Source organism: Thermus neutrinimicus (genome assembly GCF_022760955.1).
In the GTDB taxonomy this organism is placed as follows: Bacteria; Deinococcota; Deinococci; order Deinococcales; family Thermaceae; genus Thermus; species Thermus neutrinimicus.
Genome location: NZ_JAKTNU010000003.1, coordinates 48,334 through 72,071, shown reverse-complemented (window position 1 = coordinate 72,071; position 23,738 = coordinate 48,334). Strand labels below are relative to the sequence as shown.

Here is a 23,738-nt window from a genome sequence, read left to right as displayed (position 1 = left end):
TAGGCCTATCTCTCCCTCCTGTCAACACCCCCACGTGGTATCATGTCCCGCCGGTGGCCCCATTATGCCAGACCCCCTGTTTCGCCTTCGCCGCCGAAGCCCAGGGGGGGAAACCCTCCTGCTTCCCCTACCCCAAAGCCTTCCCGGGCAAAAGGTGGGCGACCTATTCCTCTCCCAGCGTCCCGAGGAGGTGTACGAGGCCCAGGGCAACATCCTGGCCCGCTTTTCCCTACAGGAGGGGGAGGTCCTCGAGGTGCGCTTTTCGCTAAAGACCGAGGCCCTGAAGCACTTGCCCCCTTGGGGAAAAGCCCTTCTCCCTGAACCCCCCGAGGCCTGGCCCGGTATCCTGGCCCACAAGGGGCATAAGGTGGAAAGGGCCCTTGGCTTTCTCCTCTCTGGCCAGCCCCACGCCTGGTACCTGGTGGACGGGCTTCCCCTGGACCCCCTCATGTACCAAGCCCTTCAGGAAGACCCAAGCCGTCTCCTTCCCCTGGGCGTGGCCCCCCACCCCCTTATCTACCTGGGCGGGCACGAGGGAAAGAGGCTTCTAATCCTCAAGGCTCCCTGGCCAGGGGACGAAACCCTTCCCTGGGATGAGCTCCATCCTGTATCCCCAGATCCCCTGCCATTCCTCCGGGGCCTGGCCTTTACCGCTTTAGGCCTTTCCGCCCTGGGATTCCCCACAGGGCCCTGGCCCTACCTCCCCTACCTGGGCCTTCTTGCCTGGCGGCAAGGCCCGGCCCTAAAGGCGCTTTTCCTGCACTCCCCGCGCCACGCCCTGGAAAGCCTTTTGTTCCACGCCTTCGCCCTCAGCGTGACGGGCAACCCCAGGCCTGAACTCGGCCTGGGGTATCTGGCCCTTTTTATTTGGAATCGCCTTAGGCCTTCCGCTTCAGCTCCGCCAGGATCTCCCTCAGAAGCTTGACCTCCTCCGGGGGTTCAGGGGGCGGAGGTGGGGCCGCTTCCTCCGCCTTCTTACGCCGTTTCTCCAGCTCCTGCATGGGCACCACCACCAGGAAGTAAACGGCGGCTCCCACCACCAGGAGGTTGACCACGGCGTTGATAAACTTCCCCAAGGCGATGGGCCCCAGTTTGATGGCAGAAAAATCCGGCGCCCCTCCCAAAGCCCCGATCAAGGGGGTGATGACATCCGCCACCAAGGAGTTCACCACCTGGCCGAAGGCCCCGCCGATGATCACGGCCACCGCCAGGTCCACCACGTTGCCCCGCAGGATGAAATCCCTAAAACCCTTCAACATACGTACCTCCCTACGCGTTCCTTGATGTAAAACCCGGTCCGAATTCCGGACCATTATCCATGTTACGCACCCCCCTTGAAAATCCCGTGAAAAGAACCCCCGCCCGAAGGGTCCCTCCCGCCCTTACCCTGCATTCCACACCTGGCCCGCGTTTGGAAATACCCTTGCCAAAGGAAGAGGCCCAGGCGGTATATAATGCCTTTGAACCCCCGATGGGCCAAGGTTAGCCCGAAGGGCTACCTTGCAGGCTCAAAGCGTGGGGCTTAGGAGGTAAAGCATGGCCAAGGTTAGGCTGGAGCACGTTTGGAAGCGCTTCGGCAAGGTGGTGGCGGTCAAGGACTTCAACCTGGAAACCGAGGACGGGGAGTTCGTGGTCTTCGTGGGGCCTTCAGGATGCGGCAAGACCACCACCTTGCGGATGATCGCTGGCCTCGAGGAGGTCTCCGAGGGCCGTATCTACATCGGCGATCGCCTGGTGAACGACGTGCCTCCCAAGGACCGGGACATCGCCATGGTCTTCCAGAACTACGCCCTTTACCCCCACATGAACGTCTACGAGAACATGGCCTTCGGCCTGCGCCTGAGGCGCTACCCCAAGGACGAGATTGACCGCCGGGTGAAGGAGGCCGCCCGGATCCTCAAGATCGAGCACCTCTTAAGCCGCAAACCCCGGGAGCTTTCCGGCGGCCAGCGCCAGCGGGTGGCCATGGGCCGGGCCATCGTGCGGGAACCCAAGGTCTTCCTCATGGACGAGCCCCTTTCCAACCTGGACGCCAAGCTCCGGGTGGAGATGCGAGCCGAAATCGCCAAGCTGCAAAGGCGGCTTGGGGTCACCACCATCTACGTGACCCACGACCAGGTGGAGGCCATGACCCTGGGCCACCGCATCGTGGTCATGAAGGACGGGGAGATCCAACAGGTGGACACCCCCTTAAACCTCTACGACTTCCCCGCCAACCGCTTCGTGGCGGGTTTCATCGGTAGCCCCTCCATGAACTTCATCCGGGCCGGGGTAGAGGTGCAAGGGGAAAGGGTATACCTGGCGGCCCCGGGCTTCCGGGTCCGGGCTAACCCCATCCTGGCCCAAGCCTTGAGGCCCTACGGGGGCAAGGAGGTTTGGATGGGCATCCGCCCCGAGCACCTGGGTCTAAAGGGCTTCACGGTGATCCCCGAGGGGGAAAACGTCATCCGGGGCGAGGTGGAGGTGGCCGAACCCCTGGGGGCGGAAACCGAGATCCACGTGAGCGTGGACGGCACGGTTCTGGTGGCCAAGGTGGACGGCCACGCCCCGGTGAAGCCCGGGGACAAGGTGGAGCTTCTGGCGGACACCTCCCGCCTCCATGCCTTTGACGTGGAGAGCGACATGACCATCGGCCACGCCCAGGAGCGGGAAGCGGTGGCCCGGTAGGATGAGGCTTCCGGGTGGGGGAGGACCTCCCCCGCCCTTATCATGGAAGGGTGAGCCTGCGGCATAAGCCCTTCATCATAGGCATTGCTGGCGGTAGCGCCAGCGGCAAAACCACCCTGGCCCGCTCCCTGGCCCAGGCCCTGGGGGAGCGGGTGGCCCTGCTACCCATGGACCACTACTACCGGGATCTTTCCCACCTGGCCTTTCCGGAGCGCCTCCAAGCCAACTACGACCACCCGGAGGCCTTTGACCTTCCCCTCTACCTTAAGCACGTGCAGGCCTTGCTTTCCTGGCAGGCGGTGGAGATGCCCTTGTACGACTTTCGGGCCTATACCCGAAGCCCGAGGACGGAAAGAGTCCTGCCCGCTCCCGTGGTGATCCTCGAGGGCATCCTGGTCCTCTACCCCGAGCCCCTCAGGGCCCTTATGGACCTCAAGGTCTTCGTGGATGCCGACGCCGACGAGCGTTTTATCCGGCGGTTGGAAAGGGACGTGAGGGAACGAGGGCGTAGCCTAGAAGGCGTGGTGCGCCAGTACCTGGAGAAGGTAAAGCCCATGCACCTGGCCTTTGTGGAACCCACCAAGCGGCATGCGGACGTGATCCTGCCCGGTGGCGGGCAGAACCCAGTGGCCTTGGAGATGCTCAAGGCCAAGGCCTTGGCCCGCCTGGCAGGGATGGAGCTGGCATGAAAAGGATCCTCCACCTCCTCCTCCTTCTGGCCTTGGTGCCCTCCCTTCTGGCCCTTCTGCCGCGGTTACGGGCGGAGCGGCCCGGTCCCGTGGCCCTCCTCCTGGATGCGGAGGCCCTTAGGGAGGAGGCCCGAAGCCAAGGGCTAAGCCTCTTAGAGGCGCTGGAGGCCTATCGTCCCTTGGGGGTCACAGGGGTGGCCTTCCCGGAACGGTTTGTGAAGGACTGGGTGGGCCAGGGGGCACTTCTCTACCGGACCGGAAGGGAGCTCTTGGAAGCAGGATTACCCGCCAAACCCAGCTGGTACTACCTCCGGGGCGACGGAAAGCTTCTAGAGCTATTACAAGGGGCTTATGACCTTCCCCATGAATGGGTGGGTCCCTGGCTGGGCTTTCCCCTGGATGTCCAGGCCTTCCCTGCCTTTTACCCCCTGGAGGAGGTCCGGGCCGCCAAGGAAGCAGGGTTTTTCGTAGCGGTCCGCCCCATCAACCAGCGCTTCCGCCGCCTGGACCCCTCCCTGCCCATCGTGCCCAATGAGGCGGATGCCGTGGTCTTCGCCGGCCTCGAGGCCCTGGGCTACCCCTACCGCCTGGGGGAAGCCAAGAAGCTGGTGCCGGTACCCGTGGCCCTCATTGAGGGCACTCCGCAACCCGGGCTTGCCACTTACCGGGAAAAGGGCATCCTGAGGCTCTTCAGCCTGCGGTACGAGTGGCAGCTCAACCTAACCCCCGAGGAGGCCGCGGACAAGTATGTGCTGGCGGCCCGGGAACGGGGCCACCAGATCCTTTACCTGCGGCCCTATCCCTACCGCCAGGACACGGAGCGCCTCCTTATGCGGATCCAGGAGGGCCTGAAGGCCAGCCACATCCCCCGGGGCTACCCCGTGGTCCGGCAGTTCGCCCCAAGCCCCCTCCGTCTTGCCGCCTGGGTGGGGGTGGCGTCGGGGCTAGGGCTATTGGCCCTGGGGCTACCCGTGTACGGGCCGTGGGTGGCCTTCCTCCTCCTCCTCCTGGCCTTGGGGTATGCGGGAAGCCAAGCGGGCGCCCTCCTCGCCGCCTTGGTCTTCCCCGTGCTGGGCTTTTTGGGACCCAGGAATGGCCTCTGGATGTGGCTTCGCGCCCTGGGCTACGCCCTGGCCGGGACGGTTTTCCTGTCGGCCTTGGGCTCCACCCCGGAAACCGTGTTGGGGATCCAAGCCTTTAGGGGGGTCTCCCTTACCCTCCTGGTGCCTCCCCTCCTGGTGGGCTTCAGCTTCCTGGATAGGGACTTCAAGGACAGCCTAACCCGGCTTTTCCTGCACCCCTTGCGCCTGGGAGAGGTGGCCTTGGCCGGGCTTGCCCTTTTCCTCTTGGCCTTGGCCCTCCTGCGCCGGGGCAACGAGGCCCCCTTGGTCCCGGATCTGGAGCTGAGGCTTAGAAGCCTCCTCCAGGACCTCATGGTGCGCCCTCGCTTCAAGGAGGTCTTCGGCCACGCCCTCTTCCCTTTGGCCCTCCTCCTTCCCTGGCCCAAGTGGGTACAAAACGGCCTCCTCTTCCTCGCCGCCCTAGGGGTGGCCTCCATCCTGAACACCTTCAGCCACTTTCACACCCCCCTTCCCATCTCCTTCTTCCGGGTGGTGAATGGGGCACTCTTGGGCCTTTCCCTGGGGCTTCTTGGGGTTATGCTGGTAAGGAGGCTTCGGGCATGGTGGTTGGGGTAGCGGGGTACTACGGGTTTAAAAACGCCGGGGACGAGGCCATCCTCGAGGCCATGGCCCGGGAGCTGAGGGCCCGGGGGCACCAGGTTCTAGCCCTTTCCGGCGATCCCAGGCAGACCGCCAAGGACCATGGGATCCGGGCTGCCCATCGCCTAAACCCCTTGGCCCTTCTCCAGGCGGACCTGTGGCTTTTGGGGGGCGGAGGGCTTTTGCAGGACGCTACCAGCTCCCTAAGCCTTCTCTACTACCTGTCCGTGCTGCGGGCTATCCGCTTCTTCCGCAAAAAGGTGGTGGTCTTCAACCAGTCCCTGGGCCCCCTTACCCCTTGGGGGGAAAAGCAGGTAAAACGGGCTTTGCGGGGGGTACCCATAATCCTTCGCGACCAAGATTCCTGGGAATACGCCAGAACACTAGGCCTATCCCCCTCCTTGGGCGCCGACCCCGCCCTCCTCCTTTCCCCGCCCCCAGTAAAGCGGGAAGAGGACTTGGTCCTCGTCATCCCCCGGGCTGGGGTGGACCAGGAAGCCCTCACCAACCTCTACATCACCGCCAACCACCTGGTGCACGAGGGGAGAAGGGTGCTGGTCCTCCTTCTCCAGCCCGGATACGACGACGAGGTGGCCAAGGTGTTCCGCCTGCACCGTATAGAAGCCACCTCGGACCCCAGGCGGGTCCTCTACCTGGCAGCCCAGGCGGGGTATGTGATCTCCATGCGTCTCCATGGCCTCATCCTGGCCGCGGCCGCCGGCACCCCCTTCGCCGCCCTTTCCTACGACCCCAAGGTGGCCGCCTTCGCCAAGGAAACCGGGGCCTACTACCAGGAGTTTCCCGGCGACCCCATCAAGCTTTCCAAGGCCGCCATGTACGGCCGCTACCCCGACTGGGAAAAGGTGGCGGCCTTGAAGGAAAGGGCTCGGCAGAGCTTTGACCTGGCCCTGGGAGAGGCCAGCCTGGTCAAAAAGACCCACGGACGCGGCTCAAGCGGCTCCTAAGCCCCTGGGCGAAGGCCTCGAGGTCGGCAAGGGCTTCCTCCACCCCCTGCCTTAGCAGGAACTCCCCTGGGGAAAGGCGCTTAAGCACGAGAAAGGGGGGTTGGGAGAGTACCTCCACCCCTTGGCGCACCACCTCGGGGACGAGGCCTTCCTCCAAGGCCTCCGCCTCCAGATCCGCCAACAGAAACACCTCTCCCATGGGCTTGCGGGAAAGCAACAGGAGGAAGGCGGCGAAGGCCCCGCGTTCGGAAAGCTCGGCCACCAACCGGTCCTCCAGGGACTCCACCGCCTCGAGGTCCACCAAGCCTTCCCGAAGGAGGTCCTCCAGGTCCAAGGGGGAAAGGGGAAAGCGGGCCTTTAGGCGCACCAGGCGGCTCACCGCCTCCGGGGAAAGGTAGCCCACCCCCTCCGGCACCCCTTCCTTTTGGGATTCCGGCGCCAGGATGGCCACGTAAGCCCCTTGCTGGCGGTAGGCCTTGAGGAGGCCCGGATCCCCCTCCCCCGGGCGCAACAAGACCAAACGCACCTGGCGGCGCCCCAAGGAGGCCTTATACACCCAAGGTGGGCCCTCCTCCAGAAGGAAGCCAAGTCGCCTTAAGTCCTCGGTCACCCCTGGGGGGTTCAAAGCCCTTAGGGGTTCATTGGGAAAAAGCACCTCCTTGGGATAAGGGGTGACCCGAACCCGCTTCTTCTCCGGCCGGGGATCCCCGGCCTCCTCCGGGTCCTTTTGGGAAGGAAGGGGCTTGGCCTCCCACCTCTCGGCAGGGCCGACTTCCTTGGGCTCGGCCTGCCCCAGCCGGGGCCCACCCCTAGGGGCAGCTTTAAGCTCCACCTCCTCCCCGCGAAAGTGGAGGAGGATGGTCTCGTTCACAGCCAGGCGGCGCTTGTGGTAGTAGGGCAGAAGCCCCCGCACCACCCCTTGCTTCCAGTCCACCTCCACCTCGTACACCTCCCCATCCTCATCCACAAAGCGCGCCCGCTCCTTGCCGAGGAGGTGCTGGCGGAGGGAGACGGTTAAGGCCATGGTGCCCGTTTGAATACAGGTGCTGGTCAGCACATAGCGCGCGGTCATATCACCTCCCGAGGTCCACCAAGGGACGGGGAATCCCTGCAGTGAGCATATAATACATCTCATAGGCCAGGGCAAGGGTGCGCTCCACATCCCCAAGGGCCCGGTGGGCTTCCCGAGGAGGAAGTTCCAGGACCTGGGAAAGGGCGTCCAAGCCGTAGCGCCTTAGCCCCGGCATGGCCCTTTTGGCCAGGCGGATGGTGTCCACCACCGGGTTCTCCAGGAAGTAACCCATGCCCTCCAGGGCAGGCCGCAGGAACCCCAGGTCAAAGCTGGCGTTTTGGATCACCAAGGTGGCCCCCCGCAAGAGGGGGTAGGCCTTCTCCAGAACCTCCTCGAGGGGAGGAGCCTCCTCCAGCTCCCAAGCGGAAATCCCTGTAAGCTTTTCAATGAATGGGCTGGGAGGGCGGCTTGGGCGCACCAGGCTTTGAAAGCTCCGCCGCTCCCCCTCTTCCAGCCGCACCAAGCCCAGCTCGATCACCTCGTTGAGACCAGGGGAAAGCCCGGTGGTTTCCAGGTCCAACACCACCACCGCCTCCCCGGGATGGGGGAAGGGATAGTACCACTCCCAAAGCTCCACCTCCTCCCCCAGGCGGAAACGCCCGTCCAGCAGGGGCCGCACCACGGGCTCCACCGGCCCCCTCAGCCCCAGGGCCTCCCCCAGGGCGGGAAGGGGCAAGGGCCTGCCCTCGGCCCTAAGCCTTCGGGCCAGGCGGGTGGCCAGGCGGTGGCGGAAGAGGGCGTCCACTATAGCGCCTCGCCCAAGGGGGTGCGAAGGAAAGCCCGGTCCGTAGCCTCCTCAAAGGCCAAAGCCGCCTGCAGGAGGAGTTCATCCCTCCCCCAGGGAGCGAAAAGCTGAAGGCCCACGGGAAGACCATCCTCAAAACCCGCGGGGAAGGATAAGGCGGGAAGGCCCGTGAGGTTTGCCCCCACGGTGTAAAGGTCCTCCCGGTACATGGCCAAGGGATCGGGCCTGCCTCCCAGGGGAAAGGCGGGATGAGGGGTGGTGGGGAGGAGGAGAAGGTCCACTTCCTGGAAGAGGGCTTGGGCCTCTGCCCTAAGCCGCCTGCGGAAGGCCTGGGCCCGGCCGTAGTAGGCCTCGTAGTACCCGCTGGAGAGCACGAAGGTACCCACCAGGATGCGGCGCTTCACCTCGAGACCAAACCGGGCCCGCGTCTCCTCCACCACCCGCCATAGCTCCTCCCCCTCGGCCCGGTAGCCGAAAAGGGTCCCGTCGTAGCGGGCCAGGTTGGAGCTGGCCTCCGCGGGGGCCAGGATGTAGTAGGCGTTCAGGGCCAGGGGCAGGGAAGGCCAGGACACCTCCTTCACCCCAAGACCAAGCCTCTGGAAAGTCTCCAGGGCCCCCTGCAAAGCCCCCTCCACCCCAGGGCTATTCCCGGAAAGGGCCTCCCGCACCACCCCAAGCCGCAAGGAGGGCAGGGGGGCTTCCAAGGCCTCCTGGAACCGGGGCCTCAGGTCCAGGCTGGTGGCGTCGGAGGGGTCGGGGCCGGAGATGGCGTCCATGAGAAGGGCCAGGTCCCGCACCGAGCGGGCCATGGGGCCGATTTGGTCCAGGCTCGAGGCGTAGGCGATGAGGCCAAACCGGCTTACCCGGCCGTAGGTGGGCTTAAGGCCGTAAATGCCACAAAAGGCCGCAGGCTGGCGCACGCTACCCCCGGTATCCGAGCCCAGGGCCAAAGGGGCCAGGTCCGCCGCCACCGCCACCGCGCTTCCCCCGCTGGACCCCCCGGGGACCCGGGCGGGGTCAAAGGGATTGCGGCTGGGAAAAAAGGCGGAGTGCTCGGTGGAGGAACCCATCCCGAACTCGTCCAGGTTGGTCTTGCCTATGACCAGGGCGCCCAGGGCCTTTAGCCGGGCCACCGCCGTGGCCTCATAAGGGGGCAGGAATCCTTCTAAAAGACGGCTGCCCGCCGTGGTAGGGATTCCCTTGGTGACAATGTTGTCCTTAACGGCCACGGGAAGGCCGGCAAGGGGGAGGGAAGGGTCCAAGGACCTGGCCTCCTCCAGCACCCTTGGGTTTACCGTGAGAAAGGCTCCGAGGCCTGGGTCCAAGGAGCGGATCCGCTCCAGATAAATCTGGACCACCTCCAGGGGAGATACCTCCCCTTGCGCCACCTTGGCGCGGATCTCGTGGGCCAACATGCCCCTACTATAGCCCGAAGTGAAGGCTAAGCCAGTCCCGAAAGCCCAGGTAACCCTCCTCCCCTCCCCTGGGCAAATAGGTGACGTCCCCCGGCTCGTGGCGAAACCAGGTGTACTGTCGCTTGGCGTAGGCCTTAACCGCCCGGATGTCCCGGGCCAGGGCTTCCTCCAGGCTGTAGGCTCCTTGCAAGTACCCCACCACCTCCTTGTAACCAATAGCCTGAAGCGCCGTGGGCATGGCGGGGTACCGGGCCACCAGGGCCCTCACCTCCTCCACCAGACCCCGGGCGAACTGGCGCTTTGCCCTTTCCTCCAGCTTGGGGAAAAGCCAACTGCGCTCGGGCCAGAGGACCAGCTTCTTGAAGGCGAAGCGGGGCGGGCGTGGGGGAAAGCGGGCAGGGGGCAGGCCGGTGCGCCGGAGAACCTCCAAGGCGCGCACCAGCCGCCTCGGGTTCCCATCCACCCGCAGGGCATCCTCCGGGCTAACCCGGGAAAGCTCCGCCACCAAGGCCTCAATACCCCTTTCCGCAAGCTCCCGCCAAAGCGCCTCTTGGACCCTCGGATCAGGCGGGGGCAGGGTGGGAAGCCCCTGGGAAAGAGCCCGGATGTAGTACCCTGTCCCCCCCACCACCAAGGGTACCCTTCCCCGGGCCAGGGTATCGGCGATGGCCGCCTCCGCCAGCTCCACCCAGCGCACCACGCTCAAGGCCTCCGAGGGCTCCAGGACGTCCACCAGGTGGTGGGGAACCCTCTGCCTCTCCTCTGGGCTGGGCTTGTCGGTGCCTATGTCCAGGCCCCGGTAGACCATGGTGGCATCGGCGGAAACCACCTCGAGGGGAAGCTCCTCCCCAAGCCTCAAGGCCAGGAGGGTCTTTCCGCTCCCCGTGGGGCCCGCCAGGACCGGGATCGCCTCCACATCCTTTATGCTAAGGGCATGCTGGAGCGCCTAGACCGCCTGGAGACCCTGCGCAAGCTGAAAGAGCTACAGGAGCGCATCGCCGAGCTGGCCTACCAGCTCACGGGGGAGGAACCCGCCGCCTGGACCCCCAAGGTGGACCTCCTCGAGGACGAGGATCACTACGTCCTCCTGGTGGACCTTCCCGGGGTGCGCCCCGAGGACCTGGAGCTTTTGGAGGAGGGAAGCCGCATCACCTTGGCCGGGGTGCGCCACCCCTTGCCCGGGGTCTATCTTCTGGAGGAACGGCCCATGGGCACCTTTCGTCGCACCCTGGACCTACCCGGCCCCATAGAGGAGGGCACCGCCCAGGCCAGCCTCCGCCAGGGGGTGCTGGAGGTGCGCTTCAAGAAGCGGAAGGGCACCTCTTTACCCCTATCTCAGTAAAGAACCTGGTGGCAGGCCCGGCAGCGGGGCTCGTAGTGCTCCTTGGCCCCCACCAGGATGATGGGGTCCGTGTAACGGGCAGGCTGTCCGTTTACCAAGCGCTGGGTGCGGGTGGCGGGGGCTCCGCACTGGGCGCAGATGGCGGTAAGCTTCTCCACGAACTCCGCCCGGGCCAAGAGCTCGGGCATGAGGCCGAAGGGCTCACCCCGGAAGTCCAAATCCAGCCCCGCCAGGATCACCCGTACCCCCTGGCGGGCTAAGCCTTCCGCCAAGGGCAGAAGGCCTGTGTCCAGAAACTGGACCTCGTCCACCGCCACCACCTGGGGCAAAGGGCGCAAGCGGGCCTCTATCTCCCGGGCGTGGGCTATGGGAATCGCCTCCACCTGTTGGCCGTCGTGGCTCACCACCTGGCTTTCGTGGTAGCGGGTGTCCAGCCTGGGCTTAAACACCAACACCCGCTGCCGGGCGATGAGGGCCCGCTTGACCCTGCGGATGAGCTCCTCGCTCTTGCCGGAGAACATGGGCCCGGTAATAACCTCAATCCAACCTTGGCGGTGCAGTACCGGAGGCATCCTGCCCCGGATTCTACCTAAGGGCCCTATGCCTGCCGCAAACCGGAATAGCCCTGGAGGGGGGTTCCGGAAACCTGGAGAAGGGCTTTGGCGGGGAGGCCCGGCCCCACCTGGCCTTGTCCCGGGACGAGACCCCGGCCGAAGCCTTGGGGCTGGAGGAACACCTGGCCCCTTTGGGAGAAGAGGGGGCCCCAGAAAACCCGCTAGCCCACCTCCCCGTGGAGGTGAGACGGAGGAAAAGCCCCTTTCCTGTGGCCACAAAAGGAAGAGGCGAGGCCCACACGGCCTCGCCCCACCTCCTAGACTCCTATCGCCCCTTGCGGTAGGAGTCTCCGTAGCGGCGCTGGAAGCGTTCCACCCGGCCTTCCGTGTCCACGAAGCGCTGCTGCCCCGTGTAGAAGGGGTGGCAGTTGCTGCAAACTTCCACGTGGATCTCCGGACGGGTGGAATAGGTGTGGATGACGTTGCCGCAACCGCAGATGATGCGGGCGGGAACCAGCTTGGGATGGATGCCTTCCTTCACGTTTCGCCTCCTTTCGCACGGTCTTGGCCGTGCGCAAAACCATCTCCCACTCTACCAGGGCCTAGGGCCATCCCGCAACCTCAAGGCGGGGGTAAGCGGCGCCACCTGGGACCAAAGAGGCGGCGGCGTAGCCGCTCCCAGGCCACCCAGAACAGCCCTATCCCCAGGCCTAAGACCGCCAGGAGCCAGAGAATCCCCAAAACCCCAAGCCCCACCAGGGCCAACAAGAGGAGGAGAAGGGGCAGATACCAGGGAAGCTTCACACCTTCACTTTAACCCCTGGCTGAGCTAGAATAAAGGATGCCCCAGGAAAGGGGGGCGGTCGCGCCCGGGGGCCGATCCTCCCAGGCGAGGAAAGTCCGGGCACCATAGGGCAGGGTGCCAGCTAACGGCTGGGCGGGGTAACCCGACGGAAAGTGCCACAGAGAAAAGACCGCCAGCGGCCAGGCGAGACCTGGTGCGGGCAAGGGTGAAACGGTGGGGTAAGAGCCCACCGCGCCTCCTGGAAACAGGGGCGGCACGGCAAACCCCACCCGGTGCAAGGCCCAGTAGAGGGGAAGGGCTTGCCCGGCCCGTCACAACCCCTGGGATGGGCCGCTTGAGGCCGGCGGCGACGCCGGTCCCAGAGAGATGACCGCCGAAAACAGAACCCGGCTTACGCCCTGTCCTGGGGCTCCCCAAGCTTCGGCTTGGGGTTTTTCTTTGCCTCGAGGGTGGGAAGAAAGTGGGACATAAGTGGGAGCTAGTGGAAAACTGTGGGGAATCCGTGATATACTCCTTGGCAAGAACCCCTCTGTGGGTAAGGCTCCTAACCGGACGCCCAAGCCCGGCCAGCCCCAGAGGGTGGGACCAGGTGGGAAATGCCCTTCGGCGAGTACCAGTACAGCCTGGACGACAAGGGGCGGGTGGTGATCCCCGGCCCCTTCCGGGACTTCCTCGAGGACGGCCTGGTGCTCACCCGGGGAATGGAGGGCTGCCTCTATGTCTTCCCCTCGGACCGCTGGCGCAAGATTGAGGAACAGCTGGTGAACCTCCCCCTCACCGACGCCCAAGCCCGGGCCTTTGTGCGCTTCTTCTATTCCGGAGCCCACAAAACCCGCATGGACAACGCCTCCCGGGTCCTGATTCCCCCGCCGCTCCGCCAGTTCGCTGGCCTCCAGGAAGGCGGCGAAGTGGTGATCGCCGGTGCCCCGGGAAGGCTGGAGATTTGGAGCCTGGAACGCTGGTGGAAGACCATCGAGGAAATCATGCAAAACCCCCCGGCCCCCGAGGCCCTCAAGGGGCTCATTGGATAGGAGATTATGGACGCCATTATCCAGCACATTCCCGTTCTTTACGAGGAGGTTTTACACCTCCTCCAAATCCGCCCGGGGCAGGTGTACGTGGACGCCACCTTGGGAGGAGCCGGGCACGCCAAGGGCATCCTGGAACAGGGAGGCCTGGTCATTGGCCTGGACCAGGACCCCGAGGCCGCGGCCCGGGCAAGGGCCCTGGAACTCCCTGGGCTTAGGGTCTTCCAGCGGAACTTCCGCCATCTAAAGGAGGTCCTCCGGGAGGCGGGGGTTAGCCAGGTGGCAGGCATCTTGGCGGATCTAGGGGTAAGTAGCTTTCACCTGGAGGACCCCAAGAGGGGCTTCAGCTACCAGAGGGAAGGCCCTCTGGACATGCGCATGGGGGAGGAGGGCCCCACCGCCTACGAGGTGGTGAACACCCTGCCCTTGGAAGACCTCCGGCGCATCCTAAAGGAGCTGGGGGAAGAGAAACAGGCCCACCGCATCGCCAAGGCCATTGTGGAGAGAAGGCAGAAGGCCCCCATCCGAACCACCCTCGAGCTGGCGGAGGTGGTGCGGCAGGCGGTGGGCTTCCGCAAGGCGGGCCACCCGGCCCGCAAGACCTTCCAGGCCATCCGCATGTACGTGAACGACGAGCTGGGTGCCCTGGAGGAATTCCTCAGGCAAGCCGAGGAGGTCCTGGCTCCTGGGGGGAGGCTTGTGGTCATCACCTTCCATTCCCTGGAGGACCGGGTGGTGAAGCGTTTCCTGAAGGAAAGTGGCCTAAGGGTGCTCACCAAGAAGCCCATTACCCCAAGCCCGGGAGAGGTGGCCAGGAACCCCAGGTCCCGTAGCGCCAAGCTCAGGGCCGCGGAGAAGGAGGTGGCCTGATGCACCGCCAAGGAAGTCTGAGGGCAGCCCTCCGCTTCGGCCTCCTCTACCTCCTAGCCCTCCTTTTGGTCTTTGCCGTGGGCCACCGCAACCAGATGGAAAAGGCCCATCAGGCCGAGATGGGAGAGGAACTCGCCAGGTTAAAAGCCCAGGAGGAGGCCCTGCTCAAGGAAGGCTGGCAGGCCACCCAGCCCCACCGGGTGCTTTCCTGGGCCAAGGAACAGGGCTTCGTGCCCATGAGCCAGGGGAGGTGGGCGCCTTGACCGTAGGGGTAAGCCGGGTCTCCTGGGTGTTTCTAGGCTTCGCCCTCTGGGCGCTCCTCTTCGCCCTAGGGCTTTACAGCCTGATCAACCGCCCTCCGAGGTTTGCCCCTCCTCCGCCTCCCCCTGCCCCCCCTCGAGGCAGCCTATACGCCCAGGACGGCACCCCCTTGGCCCTGGATCTCAAGGGAGGGCGCTACTACCCCCTGGGAAAGAGCGCGAGCCAGCTCTTGGGTTTTGGGGAACGGGGCTCGGGGAAGGGGCTTGAGGGGCTGGAGCGGGATCTGAACGGGGCCCTCGAGGCGGGCCGCTCCTTTACCCTCACCCTGGACCCCTGGATCCAGGCCATGGCGGAGAAGGCACTCTGGGAGGGCCTGGCCCGTAGCCGGGGAGCCTTTGGCGCCCTGCTGGTCATGGACCGGGAAGGCAACCTCAGGGCCGTGGCCAACGGGCCAGCCTTCGATCCCCTGGCCCCCAGGGGGGATCCCAACCGCGACATCTCCTGGCGGAACCACGCCTTTCTGGTACCCCTGGAGCCCGGCTCCACCATGAAGGCCCTCACCGCTGCCATGCTCCTGGAGGAAGGGGCAGCCAGCCTCTCCACCCGCGTGGAAGCCCCCATGCGCCGGGTGGTGGATGGATGGACCATCCGGGACGCCCTTCCCCACCCCCCTGTCCTCACCCTGGCCGAGGTGCTTCGTTACTCCTCCAACGTGGGCATCAGCCTGCTGGCTGAGGCACTGCCCCAGCTGGTGTTCCACCAGTATATGGAACGGCTACACCTCACTGACCAAAGCCCGTTGCCTGGGGTAAGGGTGGCTAGCCCCATAGTTACCCCTCCCCAAACCTGGAGCCGCGCCGCCTACGCCAACCATACCTTCGGCCAAGGTTTTCTCATCACCCCCCTGCACCTCACCGCCGCCTTCCACACCCTGGTGGATGGCCTCTACCGCCCGCCCAGGCTCTTCGTCCAGCAGGAAGGCGAGCCCAAGCGGGTCTTCTCCCCCGCCACCGCCAAGGCCATCCGCCAGGCCCTGCAAGAAGGCCTTGCTCCCCGTGCCTCCCTGCCGGGGTACCCCTTGGCGGGCAAGACGGGAACCGCCCAGGTGGTGGTGAACGGGAGATACTCCCAGGAGGTGTTCACCGCTTGGTTTGCCGGCTTCGTGCCCGGGGACGAGCCCCTTTACACCGTGGTGGTGGCCGTCCACCATCCCAAAGGGGAGATCCACGGCAGCCAGGTGGCCGCCCCCATCTTCCGGGAGGTGGCCGCCGGGCTCTTGGCGTACCGCGGCGTACCCCCCTATGCTGAAGGGTGGTGAGTGGCTTGTGTATCTTCATCATGTTAGGGAAGTAACGCCGGAGTGGGTGGCCAGGGCCATCGGGGGAAGGCTTCACCCCGGGGGGAAACCCGTGCGCGACCTCCACTGGGATAGCCGCGAGACCACCCCCGGGAGTCTCTTCGTGGCCCTGCCGGGCAAACGGGCCCATGGGCGGGAGTATGCGGAGGAAGCCCGGGCCAAGGGGGCCCACCTGGTCCTCTCCGACCGCCCCGGACCCGCCACGGTGGAGGTGGCGGACACTCCCCAAGCCCTCCTCCGCCTAGGAAGGGCCTTGCGGGAGCTCTTTCCCGGCCAGGTGGTGGCGGTGGGGGGCAGCTCGGGCAAAACCACCACCAAGGAAGCCCTGGCCCAAGGCCTGGGGTTCCCGGCTCCTCCCGGCAACCAGAACACGGCCCCGCCTCTTGCCCGCTTTTTCCTCAGGCTGGATCCCCAGGCCCTGGGCTGCGTGGTGGAGCTCGGGGTGGACCGGGTGGGGGAGATGGCGGAGCTCATGGGCCTGGCCAGGCCCCACCTTGCGGTGCTCACCGCCTTAGGGGAGGAGCACCTGGAAGCCTTCGGTAGCCTCCAGGGAGTGGTGGAGGAGGAGGCCGGCCTGTTATCCGCCCCCCAGGCCCTGGTAAGCCTGCAGGCAGCCGAGGTGTTGGGGCGCTTTGGTCTGGGCCGGGGCCTACCCACCTACGGCTTTGGGGAGGCCACCTTCCGGGGGGAGGATCTCAGGCTTCTCCCTCACGAAAGCCACTTCCGCTACGGTGCCCTCGAGGTGCGCATCCCCTACCCCGGCATGGGCCCCGCCCTGGCCGCCCTGGCCGCCTTGGGGGTGGCGGAGATGCTGGGCCTAAACCCAAGGGAAGTGGCCGAGCGGCTGGCCCACCTGGCGCTTCCCCCGGGGCGGATGGAGCGTTGGGAAAAGGAGGGGGTGGTGTTCGTGAACGACGCTTACAACGCCAACCCCCTTTCGGTGAAAGCGGGCCTGGCCTGGCTGGCCCTGCAACCCGGCAGGAAGTGGGTGGTCCTGGGGGAGATGCGGGAGCTGGGGGAGGAAGCCCTGAGGCTCCACCTGGAGGTGGCCGGGGAAGCAGCCCGGCTGGGCCTTAAGCCCCTGTACCTGGGCCCTTACGCCAAGGCCCAGGCCTCCTTTGGGGGGGAAGCGGTGGGGAGCCTCGAGGAGGCCATAGCCTGGCTCAAGGAGCGCGTGCAGCCCGGGGACCTGGTCTACCTCAAGGCCTCGAGGAGCGTGGGCCTGGAAAGGATTCTGGAGCTATGGGACGCCTGAACGCCCTGCCCCTCCTGGTCCTCCTCAGCGCCTGTGCTCCCCTTCAGGCCACCGCCCCCGTGCTTCCCTACCCCGGCGGCTTCGCCGAGGGAGGCTGGGTGACGGGCCGCTTCCTTGTGGCCCTGCCAGGCCCCCCCCTCTATCTGGATGCGGACCAGGACAGCCTCTACGCCGCCTACCCATACCAGCTTCTCATCTACCGGGATGCCCATTTGCAAAGCCTCCCCTTACCGGGCGTCCCGAGATTCCTTAGGGCTTCTTCAGGGAAGGTGGCGGTGGGGTTCGGCGATGGGGTGTACACCGAGGAAGGGCCTCTCCCCTACCCCGCCCGCGACGCCGCCTGGGGGAAAGAAGGGCTCTTCTGGGTGGGAGAAGGGGGATTATACCGGGAAACCGCCCTACTCCACCCAGGGGCCTTCTCCCAGGTGGTGGCTTGGGACAGGGGGGTAGTGGCCCTGGGCCGGGAAGCCTACTTCTACCCCGAAGGCCTAAGCCTTCCCCTGCCCCAGGGTGTCCAGAAGGCCCAGGCCGGGGCCTGCGGGGTGGTGGCCCTCATGGGGGGCTGGGTCTACCTGGTGCGGCCCGAGGGAGCCAAACCGGTGGCCCAGGCCCAGGACTTCGCCGCCTGGGGCGAAACCCTCTACCTTACCCCGGGCAGGCGGGCGGTCTCCTGCAAGGAGGTGGTATGGCCCTAGCCCTTTTCCTCTCCTGGTTCCTCACCGCGGTCTGGATCGTGCTCATGAAAAGCCTGGGCCTGGGCAAGAGGGTCCGTGCCGACGGACCCCAAAGCCACCTGGCCAAGGAGGGTACCCCCAGCATGGGGGGGGTGGCCTTCCTCCTGGCGGGCTTTCTGGCCTATGGCCTGGTGGGCTGGGACGGATTCCAAGGCCTTTGGCTCCTGGGCCTGGGCTTCGCCCTCCTGGGGCTATTGGACGACCTGGCAGGAAGCCTTGCCCGGCCTCTAAGGGCCCGGGAGAAACTGGCCCTCCAAACCCTCATGGCCCTGATCTTCGCCCTTTGGGCGGTGCGGCAGGTGGCCTACACCCCCTGGCCCATCCTGGACGTGCTCCTCATCCTCCTGGCGGTGGTGGGCGCGGCCAATGCCTTCAACTTCACGGACGGCCTGGACGGTCTTTTGGCCAGCATCGCCGCCCTTCTCCTCCTCCCCTTTTACCCGTATCCCTTCGCGCAAACCCTTCTGGGTGCCCTCTTGGGCTTCCTCTGGCACAACGCCCCCCGGGCCAAGGTCTTCATGGGAGACACGGGGAGCCAGGCCCTGGGGGCCATGCTGGCCGGGCTTTTCACCCTTACGGGAAAGCTTTGGCTTCTGCCCTTGGCAGGCATCATACCCGTGCTGGAGGTGCTCTCCGTGGTGGTTCAGGTGCTCTACTTCCGAAAGACGGGGAGGCGCCTTCTGCGCATGAGCCCCCTGCACCACCACCTGGAGCTTTCCGGATGGGAGGAGAGCAAGATCGTCTTCCGCTTCGCCGTCCTCACCGCCTTGGCCACCGCCTTGGCCTTTAGCCTTTGGGGAGGAGCATGATCCTGGTCTATGGCCTGGGACGAAGCGGGCTTGGGGTGCTGCGCTTCTTGAAGAGGCGGGGGCTTTCCGCCCGCTTCTTTGACGATCGTCCCAAGGAAGTGGAGGTGCAGGAGGCCTCGAGCCTGGGCTTCACCCCGGACTGGCGGCTGGAGGGGGATTACGGGGAGGTGGTGGCTGCCCCCGGGGTACCCCTCTCCCATCCCCGCCTCGAGGCCCTGAAGGCCCGCGGGGCCCTGATCCTGGGGGAAGCCGAGCTGGCCTACCGCCTCTCTTCCACCCCCATCGTGGGCATCACCGGCACCGCCGGCAAGACCTCCACCACCCTCTTCACCGCCCACCTCCTTAGGGGGCAGGGGCTTAGGGCCCTGGAGGGAGGCAACGTGGATCCTCCCTTGGTGAGCGTGGTGGACGAGGCCGAGGTGGCGGTGGCCGAGCTTTCCAGCTTCCAGCTGGAGCGGATCCACACCTTCCGCCCCCGGGTGGCGGTCCTCCTGAACCTGGGGGTGGACCATCTAGACCGGCATGGAAGCCTGGAGGCCTACCACGGGGCCAAGCTCAACCTCCTAAAAAACCTCACCCCCGAGGACGCCCTGGTCTACAACCAAGCGGATCCCCGGGTGCGGCGGGCTGCCCTGGCCTCCCCAGCCCGGCTTTACCCCTTCACCCCAGGGAACTCCCCCAGGGAAAGCAACCTAAGGGCGGCCCTCGAGGCCACCCGGGCCTACCTGGACCTCCTGGGCCGCCCTTTGAACACGGAGCTTCTTCAAGAGAGCCTGAAAACCGTCCCCACCCCGCCCCACCGCTTTCAGATCTTTGCCAGGAAGGGAGGGGTGATTTTCATCGACGACTCCATCGCCACCCGCACCCCCTCGGTGGCCGCGGCCTTGGAGGCCGCCCCCGCGCCCATCGCCTGGATCCTAGGCGGGGAGGACAAGGGGGCGGACCTAAAGCCCCTGCGCCCCCTCCTTTCCCGGGTACGGGTGGTTTTGGCCATAGGCCGGGACGGGCCCAAGATGGCCGAGGCCCTGGGGGGAGGGGTGGAGGTGGTGGTCCTCCCCCACGCCGACGGCCGGGAGGCCCTGCGCCAGGCGGTGGCCGAAGCCCTAAGGCGTCTGGAGCGGGGAAGCGTCCTCCTGGCCCCCCTGGCGGCCAGCTTCGACCAGTTCAGGGACTACCAGGACCGCGCCCAGGCCTTCCGGGATGCGGTCTATGCCCTGGGAGGTGAGCCGTGGACCCCATCCTCCTCCTGAGCGCCCTCCTCCTTATGGCCTTTGGCCTCCTGGGCGTAGGGGTGGCCGAGCCCACCCTCCTCCCAAACCACCTCCTTCGCATCGGCGTGGCGCTTGGGGCCATGGGCCTAGGCTTTCTCCTGCCCCCCGAAAGGCTTCTTCGCCACGCCCGACTCCTGCTCGCCGCCACCTCCCTTCTCCTGGTGGCGGTCCTCGTCGTGGGAAGCGGCCCGGGGGGGGTGCGGCGGTGGTTTTACCTGGGGCCCTTAGCCTTTCAACCCTCGGAACTCGCCAAGGTGGTGCTGGTCTACTACCTGGCCTCCTTCGTGGGGCGTAAGGGAAACGACTACCCCATTGTGGGAGCCGCGGCCCTGGTGGGCCTTACCGCAGGGCTGGTGCTGGTGGAACCCGACTTCGCCACCGCCCTCTTCCTGCTGACCCTAGCCGGCCTCCTCCTCATCCTGGCGGGGGTTCCCTTGCGGCGGCTCATCATGGTGACCTTGGCGGGGGCCATGGTCCTAGCCCCCTTCTCCGGCCTTTACCTCGCCCGTTTCCGCTATGTGTCCGAACGCTTCACTAGCTTCCTGGATTACCTTCAGGGTGAAGCCAGCCCCTCCCAGACGGCCTACCAGGTCCTCCAGGCCCAGAAGGCCCTGATCCTGGCCGGCCCCCTGGGCCAGGGTCCCTCGGGAAACCTGCCCCACCTGCCCGAGGCCCACAACGACATGGTTTTCGCCAGCGTGGTCTTCGCCACCGGCTGGCTGGGAGGGTTCATGGTGATCCTCCTCTACTTCCTGATCCTCGCCCGGGGGCTCTCCCTGGCCTTCAGGCTCCCCGGACCCTTGGGGTTGGTGGCCCTGGGGCTTACCCTTTACCTCACCCTGCAGGCTGCCCTGAACATCGGGGTTACCGTGGGGTTCCTGCCGGTCACGGGGGTGCCCCTGCCCCTGGTTTCCTATGGGGGAAGTTCCCTTTTGGTCTCCGGCTTCGCCGTGGGGGCCCTGATGCGCCTGGCCAGGGAAGTGCCCAGGAAGGGGGTGGAACCGTGGTCCTCCTGACCGGGGGCGGCACCGGGGGGCACCTCTTCCCCGCCTTGGCGGTGGCGGAGGAGCTTAGGAGGCGGGGCAGGGAGGTCTTCTACCTGGGAAGCCAGGGGGGCCTCGAGGCCCGCCTCCTCCCCACAACCTCCATCCCCCACGCCCTGATCCCCGCGGGCAAGCTGGACCGGAGCGCCTTCAGGCCAAGGGAAGCCCAGAAACTTCTCCTAGGCCTGAGGGCGGCCTGGCGGCTTCTGGTGGGGAAAAGGCCCAGGGCCATCCTCTCCACCGGAGGGTACGCCGGCTTTCCCGGGGCCATGGTGGGGGAGCTCAAGGGGATTCCCGTCCTCCTGCACGAGCAAAACGCCAAGCTGGGTCTGGCCATAAGGCTCCTCGCCCCCATGGCCCGGGGCCTGGCCCTCTCCGTGCCGGTGAGGCTTTCCCCCGGGCTTGCCCGCAAGGCCCGGGTCACCGGCTACCCCGTACGGGAGGTGCGCTACCCCAAGATGGAGGCCAAGGCCAGGCTGGGCTTTCCCCCGGATAGGCCCTTGCTCCTCGTTCTCGGGGGAAGCCAGGGCAGCCTGGAGCTCAACGAGAAGCTTCCTCCCCTGCTGAAGCCCCTGGGCCTCCCCGTCCTTCACCAGGTGGGGGAACGGTGGCTGGAGCGCTACCGCCATCTGGAAGAGGAAGGCTACCGGATTGCCGGCTTCGTGGACGCTCCCTTGGCCATGAGCGCCGCGGACCTCCTCCTCGCCCGGGCGGGGGCGGGTACCCTGGCGGAGGCCGCCTACCACCACCTGCCCGCCGTGCTGTTTCCCCTTTCCCCAAGCCTGGATGGGGGTGCCCAGGCGGCCAACGCCCAAGCCTACCGGCAGGCGGGTGGGGCGGAGCTTGGGGATCTGACCAGGCTCACCAAGCAGGTGGAAGGGATCCTGGCCCACCCCGAGCCCTACCGGGAGGGTATGGCCCGGCTTTCCCCTGAAGGGGCCGCGGCCAGGTTGGCGGATTGGCTGGAGGAGTTCCTATGAAACGGGTGCACATCATGGGCCTCGAGGGGGTGGGCATGAGCGCCTTGGCCCGCCTCCTATTAGGAGAAGGAATAGGGGTAACCGGGTGCGATCTGGCCCCTGGCCGGCGGGCAGAGAGCCTAGGGGTACCGGTTCATAGGGGCCATGATCCCGCCCACCTCCAGGAGGAGGACACCCTGGTGGTTCCCACCCCCATTCCCCTGGACCACCCCGAGGTGGAGGAGGCCAGGCGCAAGGGGATGCGGGTGCTGAGGAGGATGGAGCTTCTCGCCCATCTCCTCAGGCAAAAGCCCTCCTTGGGGGTCACCGGTACCCACGGCAAGACCACCACCACGGGAATGCTGGCCAGCATCCTCCTGGCCGCGGACCTGGACCCCTGGGTGCTCCTCGGGGGCGAGCTCTCCCTCCTTCCCGGCAACGCCCGCTTCGGCCGTGGGCCTCGCCTGGCGGAGGTGGACGAGTCCGACCCCCTCTTCCAGGAGGTGGAGGTGGAGGTGGCGGTGGCCACCAACCTGGAGGCGGACCACGTCGCCCCCGCCGGGCAGAGGGCCCCCAACTACCACGCAAGCCTGGAGGAGTTGGAAGGGGCCATGCGGGGGTTTTTGCACAGGGCCAAGCAGGTGGTGGTGCCCGCCTTTGACCCTAAGCTCCTCAGGCTTTCCCAGGGACTCCCCAGGAGGCTTTTCGGGAGGGGAGGGGATCTTTGGGCCGAGGAAACCCAGCTTGGTCCCTGGGGAAGCCGCTTCCGGCTGGTGTACCAAGGCCAGGCCCTGGGGGAGGCCAGGCTCCAGGTTCCGGGCGCCCACAACGTGCAAAACGCCCTGGCCGCTTCCCTGGCCGCTCTGAGCTTCGGGTTGGAGCCTGGGGCCATCCTCGAGGGCCTGGCCCGTTTCCCGGGGGTGGGGCGCCGGTTCCAAAGGATCGGGGAGGTGGGGGGTGCGTGGGTGGTGGACGACTACGCCCACCACCCCACGGAGGTGAAGGCCACCCTGGCCACCGCCCACCTCCTGGGACGCCGGGTGCGGGTGCTCTTCCAGCCCCATCGCCTCCTCCGCACCCAGGAGCTTTGGGAGGAGTTTGTCGAGGCCCTCTCCTCCGCCCACGAGGTGGTGGTTCTACCCGTCTACACCGCAGGGGAAAAGGGGGAGATTACCCCAGAAGCCCTTTCCCGAAGGATCGTGGAGCGGCTTTTGGCCCTGGGAAGGCCCGCCCGTTTTCTGGACAAGGAGGAGGCCTTGGCCTACGCCAGGACCACCGCCACACCCCATGACCTCTGGCTAACCCTGGGGGCAGGGGACGTGACGGAGCTCGCCTGGAGGCTCGTCCATGAGGGTTGAACGGGTGCTTCTCAAAGACTACACCACCCTTGGGGTGGGAGGCCCGGCGGAGCTTTGGACCGTGGAAACCCAGGAGGATCTCCTTAAGGCCACGGAAGCCCCCTATCGGGTCCTGGGCAACGGCTCCAACCTCCTGGTAATGGACGAGGGGGTGCCCGAAAGGGTGATCCGCCTTGCAGGGGAGTTCGCCACGTATGACCTGAGGGGCTGGGTGGGGGCGGGGGTTCTCCTTCCCCTCCTGGTGCAGGAAGCGGCCCGCCAAGGGCTTTCCGGCCTCGAGGGCCTCCTGGGCATCCCCGCCCAGGTGGGAGGGGCGGTCAAGATGAACGCGGGCACCCGGTTTGGGGAGATGGCGGATGCCCTCGAGGCGGTGGAGATCTTCCACGAGGGGCGCTTTCACATCTACCTCCCCCAGGAACTGGGCTTCGGCTACCGGCAAAGCCGCCTTCCCCCCGGGGGCATCGTGACCCGGGTTCGACTGAGGCTTCAGGAACGCTCCCCCGAGGAGATCCGGCGGCGCATGGCGGAGGTGGACGCCGCCAGGAAGGGACAGCCCAAGCGGAAAAGCGCCGGCTGCGCCTTCAAGAACCCCCCGGGCCACTCTGCGGGAAGGCTCATAGACGAAAGGGGCCTCAAGGGCCTAAGGGTGGGCGACGCCATGGTGTCCCTGGAACACGGAAACTTTATCGTTAACCTGGGACAGGCCACGGCCAAAGACGTGGTGGAACTCCTGAAGCGAATCCAGGAGGAACTGCCCCTGGAGTTGGAATGGGAGGTGTGGCCTTGAGGTTTCGCAGCCCTTTCACAGGGGGGGATTA

Annotated in this window: 26 protein-coding genes and 1 other RNA gene; 19 read left to right on the top strand and 8 right to left on the bottom strand. The window is 66.3% G+C overall.

The genetic code is table 11. The annotated features are described in order from the left end of the window. Nucleotides 1–64: 64 nt before the first annotated feature. Nucleotides 65–925, top strand: a complete 861-nt coding sequence (locus L0C59_RS03600) for a hypothetical protein (protein ID WP_243089852.1) — start codon at nucleotides 65–67, stop codon at nucleotides 923–925. Here L0C59_RS03600 and mscL read toward each other — a convergent pair. Continuing rightward, the gene (gene mscL / locus L0C59_RS03595) at nucleotides 879–1,259 is read right to left on the bottom strand and encodes a large conductance mechanosensitive channel protein MscL (protein ID WP_243089851.1); all 381 of its coding nucleotides are present in this window, start codon (nucleotides 1,257–1,259) and stop codon (nucleotides 879–881) included. The genes L0C59_RS03600 and mscL overlap by 47 nt on opposite strands. A gap of 277 nt (nucleotides 1,260–1,536) precedes the next feature. Here mscL and L0C59_RS03590 point away from each other — a divergent pair, with 277 nt between their 5' ends. Genes L0C59_RS03590 through csaB form a run of 4 tightly spaced genes read left to right on the top strand, consistent with a single transcriptional unit; the run spans nucleotide 1,537 to nucleotide 6,042 of the window. Beyond that, nucleotides 1,537–2,667 (top strand): ABC transporter ATP-binding protein, encoded by a 1,131-nt coding sequence (locus L0C59_RS03590; RefSeq protein ID WP_243089850.1) that lies wholly within the window; start codon nucleotides 1,537–1,539, stop codon nucleotides 2,665–2,667. Nucleotides 2,668–2,723: 56 nt separating this feature from the next. After that, nucleotides 2,724–3,356, top strand: coding sequence for a uridine kinase (gene udk, locus L0C59_RS03585; protein ID WP_279232487.1), 633 nt, complete (start codon nucleotides 2,724–2,726; stop codon nucleotides 3,354–3,356). Next, nucleotides 3,353–5,053, top strand: coding sequence for a DUF5693 family protein (locus tag L0C59_RS03580; RefSeq protein WP_243089848.1), 1,701 nt, complete (start codon nucleotides 3,353–3,355; stop codon nucleotides 5,051–5,053). The genes udk and L0C59_RS03580 overlap by 4 nt, the downstream gene beginning before the upstream one ends. Then, nucleotides 5,038–6,042, top strand: coding sequence for a polysaccharide pyruvyl transferase CsaB (gene csaB, locus L0C59_RS03575; RefSeq protein WP_243089847.1), 1,005 nt, complete (start codon nucleotides 5,038–5,040; stop codon nucleotides 6,040–6,042). The genes L0C59_RS03580 and csaB overlap by 16 nt, the downstream gene beginning before the upstream one ends. Here the strand turns inward: csaB and L0C59_RS03570 are convergent. Genes L0C59_RS03570 through miaA form a run of 4 tightly spaced genes read right to left on the bottom strand, consistent with a single transcriptional unit; the run spans nucleotide 6,005 to nucleotide 10,190 of the window. After that, a complete protein-coding gene (locus tag L0C59_RS03570; RefSeq protein ID WP_243089846.1) occupies nucleotides 6,005–7,114 on the bottom strand; it encodes a hypothetical protein in 1,110 nt (369 codons plus the stop codon). The genes csaB and L0C59_RS03570 overlap by 38 nt on opposite strands. Nucleotide 7,115: 1 nt before the next feature. Further along, nucleotides 7,116–7,859, bottom strand: a complete 744-nt coding sequence (locus L0C59_RS03565) for a 3'-5' exonuclease (protein ID WP_243089845.1) — start codon at nucleotides 7,857–7,859, stop codon at nucleotides 7,116–7,118. Continuing rightward, nucleotides 7,859–9,274, bottom strand: a complete 1,416-nt coding sequence (gene gatA / locus L0C59_RS03560) for an Asp-tRNA(Asn)/Glu-tRNA(Gln) amidotransferase subunit GatA (protein WP_243089844.1) — start codon at nucleotides 9,272–9,274, stop codon at nucleotides 7,859–7,861. The genes L0C59_RS03565 and gatA overlap by 1 nt, the downstream gene beginning before the upstream one ends. Before the next feature lie 7 nt (nucleotides 9,275–9,281). Then, nucleotides 9,282–10,190, bottom strand: coding sequence for a tRNA (adenosine(37)-N6)-dimethylallyltransferase MiaA (gene miaA, locus L0C59_RS03555; protein ID WP_243089843.1), 909 nt, complete (start codon nucleotides 10,188–10,190; stop codon nucleotides 9,282–9,284). A gap of 18 nt (nucleotides 10,191–10,208) precedes the next feature. Here miaA and L0C59_RS03550 point away from each other — a divergent pair, with 18 nt between their 5' ends. Continuing rightward, nucleotides 10,209–10,616 (top strand): Hsp20/alpha crystallin family protein, encoded by a 408-nt coding sequence (locus L0C59_RS03550; RefSeq protein WP_243089842.1) that lies wholly within the window; start codon nucleotides 10,209–10,211, stop codon nucleotides 10,614–10,616. On the opposite strand, the gene L0C59_RS03545 is transcribed toward L0C59_RS03550, so the two are convergent. The 3 genes from L0C59_RS03545 to L0C59_RS03535 all read right to left on the bottom strand — a co-directional run bounded on the left by L0C59_RS03545 (nucleotide 10,610) and on the right by L0C59_RS03535 (nucleotide 11,974). Next, nucleotides 10,610–11,188 carry a thymidine kinase gene (locus L0C59_RS03545; protein WP_243089841.1) on the bottom strand — a complete coding sequence of 193 codons (579 nt, stop codon included), beginning with the start codon at nucleotides 11,186–11,188 and terminating at the stop codon, nucleotides 10,610–10,612. The two genes, L0C59_RS03550 and L0C59_RS03545, sit on opposite strands and share 7 nt — an antisense overlap. A 307-nt stretch (nucleotides 11,189–11,495) precedes the next feature. Beyond that, nucleotides 11,496–11,711: a 50S ribosomal protein L31 gene (gene rpmE, locus L0C59_RS03540; protein WP_015717326.1), complete on the bottom strand. Its 216-nt coding sequence runs from the start codon at nucleotides 11,709–11,711 to the stop codon at nucleotides 11,496–11,498. Between the two features lie 80 nt (nucleotides 11,712–11,791). After that, nucleotides 11,792–11,974, bottom strand: coding sequence for a hypothetical protein (locus L0C59_RS03535; RefSeq protein WP_243089840.1), 183 nt, complete (start codon nucleotides 11,972–11,974; stop codon nucleotides 11,792–11,794). 43 nt (nucleotides 11,975–12,017) lie between these two features. Here L0C59_RS03535 and rnpB point away from each other — a divergent pair. The 13 genes from rnpB to L0C59_RS03470 all read left to right on the top strand — a co-directional run bounded on the left by rnpB (nucleotide 12,018) and on the right by L0C59_RS03470 (nucleotide 23,707). Continuing rightward, nucleotides 12,018–12,385, top strand: an RNA gene (rnpB, locus tag L0C59_RS03530) — RNase P RNA component class A. A gap of 186 nt (nucleotides 12,386–12,571) precedes the next feature. Continuing rightward, on the top strand, nucleotides 12,572–13,006 hold the full coding sequence (gene mraZ / locus L0C59_RS03525; RefSeq protein ID WP_243089839.1) for a division/cell wall cluster transcriptional repressor MraZ: 435 nt from the start codon (nucleotides 12,572–12,574) through the stop codon (nucleotides 13,004–13,006). Nucleotides 13,007–13,012: 6 nt separating this feature from the next. After that, nucleotides 13,013–13,873 (top strand): 16S rRNA (cytosine(1402)-N(4))-methyltransferase RsmH, encoded by an 861-nt coding sequence (gene rsmH / locus L0C59_RS03520; protein WP_243089838.1) that lies wholly within the window; start codon nucleotides 13,013–13,015, stop codon nucleotides 13,871–13,873. Continuing rightward, a complete protein-coding gene (locus L0C59_RS03515; RefSeq protein WP_243089837.1) occupies nucleotides 13,873–14,136 on the top strand; it encodes a hypothetical protein in 264 nt (87 codons plus the stop codon). The genes rsmH and L0C59_RS03515 overlap by 1 nt, the downstream gene beginning before the upstream one ends. Next, nucleotides 14,133–15,452 (top strand): peptidoglycan D,D-transpeptidase FtsI family protein, encoded by a 1,320-nt coding sequence (locus L0C59_RS03510; protein WP_243089916.1) that lies wholly within the window; start codon nucleotides 14,133–14,135, stop codon nucleotides 15,450–15,452. Before L0C59_RS03515 ends, L0C59_RS03510 begins: the two co-directional genes overlap by 4 nt. Continuing rightward, complete coding sequence (locus L0C59_RS03505) at nucleotides 15,436–16,746, top strand: UDP-N-acetylmuramoyl-tripeptide--D-alanyl-D-alanine ligase (protein WP_243089836.1); 1,311 nt, start codon at nucleotides 15,436–15,438, stop codon at nucleotides 16,744–16,746. The genes L0C59_RS03510 and L0C59_RS03505 overlap by 17 nt, the downstream gene beginning before the upstream one ends. After that, nucleotides 16,734–17,441, top strand: coding sequence for a hypothetical protein (locus L0C59_RS03500; protein ID WP_243089835.1), 708 nt, complete (start codon nucleotides 16,734–16,736; stop codon nucleotides 17,439–17,441). The genes L0C59_RS03505 and L0C59_RS03500 overlap by 13 nt, the downstream gene beginning before the upstream one ends. Further along, entirely contained in the window at nucleotides 17,432–18,289 is an 858-nt protein-coding gene (locus L0C59_RS03495; protein WP_243089834.1) for a phospho-N-acetylmuramoyl-pentapeptide-transferase, read from the top strand. The genes L0C59_RS03500 and L0C59_RS03495 overlap by 10 nt, the downstream gene beginning before the upstream one ends. Then, nucleotides 18,286–19,539 carry a Mur ligase family protein gene (locus L0C59_RS03490; RefSeq protein WP_243089833.1) on the top strand — a complete coding sequence of 418 codons (1,254 nt, stop codon included), beginning with the start codon at nucleotides 18,286–18,288 and terminating at the stop codon, nucleotides 19,537–19,539. The genes L0C59_RS03495 and L0C59_RS03490 overlap by 4 nt, the downstream gene beginning before the upstream one ends. After that, the gene (locus tag L0C59_RS03485; protein ID WP_243089832.1) at nucleotides 19,518–20,576 is read left to right on the top strand and encodes an FtsW/RodA/SpoVE family cell cycle protein; all 1,059 of its coding nucleotides are present in this window, start codon (nucleotides 19,518–19,520) and stop codon (nucleotides 20,574–20,576) included. Before L0C59_RS03490 ends, L0C59_RS03485 begins: the two co-directional genes overlap by 22 nt. Further along, complete coding sequence (locus L0C59_RS03480; protein ID WP_243089831.1) at nucleotides 20,564–21,583, top strand: UDP-N-acetylglucosamine--N-acetylmuramyl-(pentapeptide) pyrophosphoryl-undecaprenol N-acetylglucosamine transferase; 1,020 nt, start codon at nucleotides 20,564–20,566, stop codon at nucleotides 21,581–21,583. The genes L0C59_RS03485 and L0C59_RS03480 overlap by 13 nt, the downstream gene beginning before the upstream one ends. Continuing rightward, nucleotides 21,580–22,920 (top strand): UDP-N-acetylmuramate--L-alanine ligase, encoded by a 1,341-nt coding sequence (gene murC / locus L0C59_RS03475; RefSeq protein WP_243089830.1) that lies wholly within the window; start codon nucleotides 21,580–21,582, stop codon nucleotides 22,918–22,920. The genes L0C59_RS03480 and murC overlap by 4 nt, the downstream gene beginning before the upstream one ends. Next, nucleotides 22,910–23,707: a UDP-N-acetylmuramate dehydrogenase gene (locus L0C59_RS03470; protein WP_243089829.1), complete on the top strand. Its 798-nt coding sequence runs from the start codon at nucleotides 22,910–22,912 to the stop codon at nucleotides 23,705–23,707. The genes murC and L0C59_RS03470 overlap by 11 nt, the downstream gene beginning before the upstream one ends. Nucleotides 23,708–23,738 lie beyond the last annotated feature (31 nt).